The organism is Candidatus Planktophila sp. (genome assembly GCF_046070465.1).
Taxonomy (GTDB): Bacteria; Actinomycetota; Actinomycetes; order Nanopelagicales; family Nanopelagicaceae; genus Planktophila.
This window is the reverse complement of record NZ_JBJTMK010000077.1, coordinates 1-2,806: the sequence shown is the minus strand read 5'-3', so window position 1 is coordinate 2,806 and position 2,806 is coordinate 1. Positions and strand designations below refer to the sequence as shown.

Here is a 2,806-nt window from a genome sequence, read left to right as displayed (position 1 = left end):
CGAGTGGATCTTCTGCATCTTTAATTGCTGCCTGCAATCTGGCTCGATAAAGTTCAAGTTCCTCGAGAACTAGATCAGATACCAAATCTGCAGACGATGAGAAATATTCATAGAAAGATGAGCGAGACATTCCTGCAGCTTTGGAGACTGCAGAGACCGTAACTGCCTCGACTCCCCCAGAGATTGCAAGCGAGAGGGCCGCATCCGCTAACTGTCGCTGGCGCATCTCTCGTTGCTCGAGAATTGAGGGTGCGTCGATTTTTGGTCCCATATCTCCTCGCAATCCTTCGTGTAGCCCTGAGATTAGCAGTGTTGCTTTCCAAGAGCCTCTTGAAAGTAGTGACATTTCTCTTACGATTTCCCAATGAAACGTAGCCTCGTCGCCATAGCCGCTCTTACTCTCATAGCCACATCACTTCCAACAGCAGAAGCTGCCGTTAAAGCAGGCACAGCTTGCTCAAAGGTAGGTCAGTCAACCATCGTTGCTGGCACAAAGTTCACCTGCGTTAAAAGTGGAAAAAAGATGTTGTGGGATAAAGGTACAAAAGTCTCTAATGCTGCGGCAGCAACACCTGCAAAGGTAGATCTACTTGCAGCGTGTAAGTTGCCAGTAGCCGATGGTCGTGGGGATGTATCCATTGGTGGATGGCCTCGAATCTCCGAACGATCCAAGGTTCTCGGAGATATCAATGTAACCGTGATTCTTGTCGACTTCCCAGATGCCCCCGCCAAGCTAACTCCTACAGAGGCATTTGCAAAGATTTCTCCAGCAACTGAAACTTTTAAAGAGATGTCATACGGGAAAGCTAACTACTCGATGACGCCACCGTTGAAGTGGTATCGCATGAGCAAGAAGTCATCTGACTATGTTGCCGGTGGTTGGACATTTGAAAAGCAACGCGCCTACATTCTCGAAGCAGCAAAGCTAGCTGATGCAGAAGTAGATTTCAGCAAGACCGACAGCCTTGTCATTCTTGCAAACCCTGATGCAGAAGGCATGGGGTATTCAGGGCCAGCTTTCTCCGCGATTAGAGGAAATGGCATATTTCTGGATGGTCGCTACATATCTAATGGAGCTACATCTGCCTATGACCTCAACAACTGGAAATCGATCTGGCTCAATCACGAAATCTCCCACAGCATGGGACTTGTTGATCTCTATGCAGCAACTCAAGAGGATCAATCCAATCGTTATGACGGATTCCGATTCACAGGTGAATTCAGCTACATGGGTTACAGCAGCTTTGATAGCAACTCCCCAAGCCTCCTTGCTTTCGAGCGTTGGAACTTGGGCTGGATTTCAGATGATCAGGTGAGGTGCCTCAGCACTCCAACAACTACGCAAACAATTACACCTGTTGAGTCAACGGGTGGGTTGAAGGCAGTTATTGTGCCGATTTCTCAAACCAAGGCGCTTGTTGTCGAATCTCGCCGCGCGCTGGGCATCGATGGCGCCATGAAGAAGTCTGGTGCCCTTGTATATCTTGTTGATTCATCTATTCAATCAGGAATGGGTCCAGTAAAGGTTTTCCCATCCAACGTGAAAACTGATCCTCGCTATCTTGAAGCGCCTCGTGCAAATGGTGAATCAGTGACTGTTGAAGGGATTACCGTGAAGGTAACTGCTTCGGATGCAAATGGTGACATGATTGAAGTTAATCGTTCATGAGCAAAGCTGAAGTAACCGCGCATCTCAAGAAGTTTGATAAGCCCCAGCGCGATGCACTTCAGGTTGTTCGTGTAACGATTGCTGAGATTCTGCCTGAGGCAGATGAAGTTATTAAGTATGGAATTCCCACTTTTGCAATCAAAGGTAAAGGAGTAATTGGCTTCGATGGCTGGAGGAACCACAACAGCATCTTCCCTTACAGCGGATCAATGGGAGTAGTTCTTAAAGACGAGCTGGCAAAGTACACACAAACCAAGGGCTCGATTCATTTTGAAAAGGAAAAGCCATTCCCTAAAACACTTCTGAAGAAAATAATCAAAGAGCGCCTTAAACAGATGGCAGAACGTTAAAGGGCTGCGATGGAATCTTTCATCATCGCTTGAAGAAGTTTGGCATCGACTTTCCAGTCATTGGGAAGTGCAATAGTCTTCTTATTAACCTTAAAATCCTTGAATTTCGGAGTGTACTTCTTTAATACATTCTGATTCCATGGAGCAATCAGAATGTGATGCGTGGCTGTCGAGCACCCAAAGAGATAACTCTTCTCTAATTTAAGCATCGGTTGGTTCCATGCAATAACGAGTTCTAGTTCAGGGTACTTACTTTGAATGGCTTTAAATATCGCTTTAATGGTCTTTGCTTGTGTTGCATCAATTGTCTTGTAGTACTGGGCAGGTGTCTCAAAGCGCTTGGAGCTTTCGGATCCCCGTGAATACATCACAAGAGCGTTGGCATGTGCCTGAGAAAATCCATAATTTTCTTTGAGGTGTGCAACCTGAACCGGGTACTTCTCGCCCTCTAGCTGCTTCATGACTTTAAACCAGTAAGCCATCTTCTCACCATACTTCTTCTCAATGAGAGGGAAGTAGGCTTCACGGTCTCCGCTTTTAGGCATGGTTGAATCGTAGGGGAATGAAGAAAGGCCTCGCAATTATCTGCGAGGCCTTTCTTTTAAGTGATTACTTTTTAATTACTTAGCTTGGATGGCTGAGATTTCGAACTCAAGCTTGATGTTCTCAGAGACGAGAATTCCGCCTGTCTCAAGAGCTGCGTTCCAGGTAAGACCGAAATCCTTACGGTTGATCTCTGAAGCGCCTTCGAAACCAAAGCGAGCGTTACCGAATGGATCGGTCGCTG

Annotated in this window: 5 protein-coding genes; 2 read left to right on the top strand and 3 right to left on the bottom strand. The window is 46.4% G+C overall.

Going from position 1 to position 2,806, the window contains the following annotated elements; all coding sequences use genetic code 11:
• Positions 1 to 346 (bottom strand): TetR family transcriptional regulator (locus tag ACKOVI_RS03520; protein WP_509602647.1); only part of this gene is annotated, 346 nt, incomplete at its 3' end.
• Between the two features lie 18 nt (positions 347 to 364).
• Between ACKOVI_RS03520 and ACKOVI_RS03515 the strand changes: the two genes are divergently transcribed.
• Positions 365 to 1,669, top strand: coding sequence for a metallopeptidase domain-containing protein (locus tag ACKOVI_RS03515; RefSeq protein ID WP_509602646.1), 1,305 nt, complete (start codon positions 365 to 367; stop codon positions 1,667 to 1,669).
• Positions 1,666 to 2,019: an iron chaperone gene (locus ACKOVI_RS03510; protein ID WP_509602645.1), complete on the top strand. Its 354-nt coding sequence runs from the start codon at positions 1,666 to 1,668 to the stop codon at positions 2,017 to 2,019. Before ACKOVI_RS03515 ends, ACKOVI_RS03510 begins: the two co-directional genes overlap by 4 nt.
• On the opposite strand, the gene ACKOVI_RS03505 is transcribed toward ACKOVI_RS03510, so the two are convergent.
• Both ACKOVI_RS03505 and ACKOVI_RS03500 read right to left on the bottom strand, forming a co-directional pair.
• Positions 2,016 to 2,564: a DUF4287 domain-containing protein gene (locus ACKOVI_RS03505; protein WP_509602644.1), complete on the bottom strand. Its 549-nt coding sequence runs from the start codon at positions 2,562 to 2,564 to the stop codon at positions 2,016 to 2,018. The two genes, ACKOVI_RS03510 and ACKOVI_RS03505, sit on opposite strands and share 4 nt — an antisense overlap.
• A gap of 75 nt (positions 2,565 to 2,639) precedes the next feature.
• On the bottom strand, positions 2,640 to 2,806 hold a 167-nt coding region (locus ACKOVI_RS03500; RefSeq protein ID WP_509602648.1), incomplete at its 5' end, for a YceI family protein.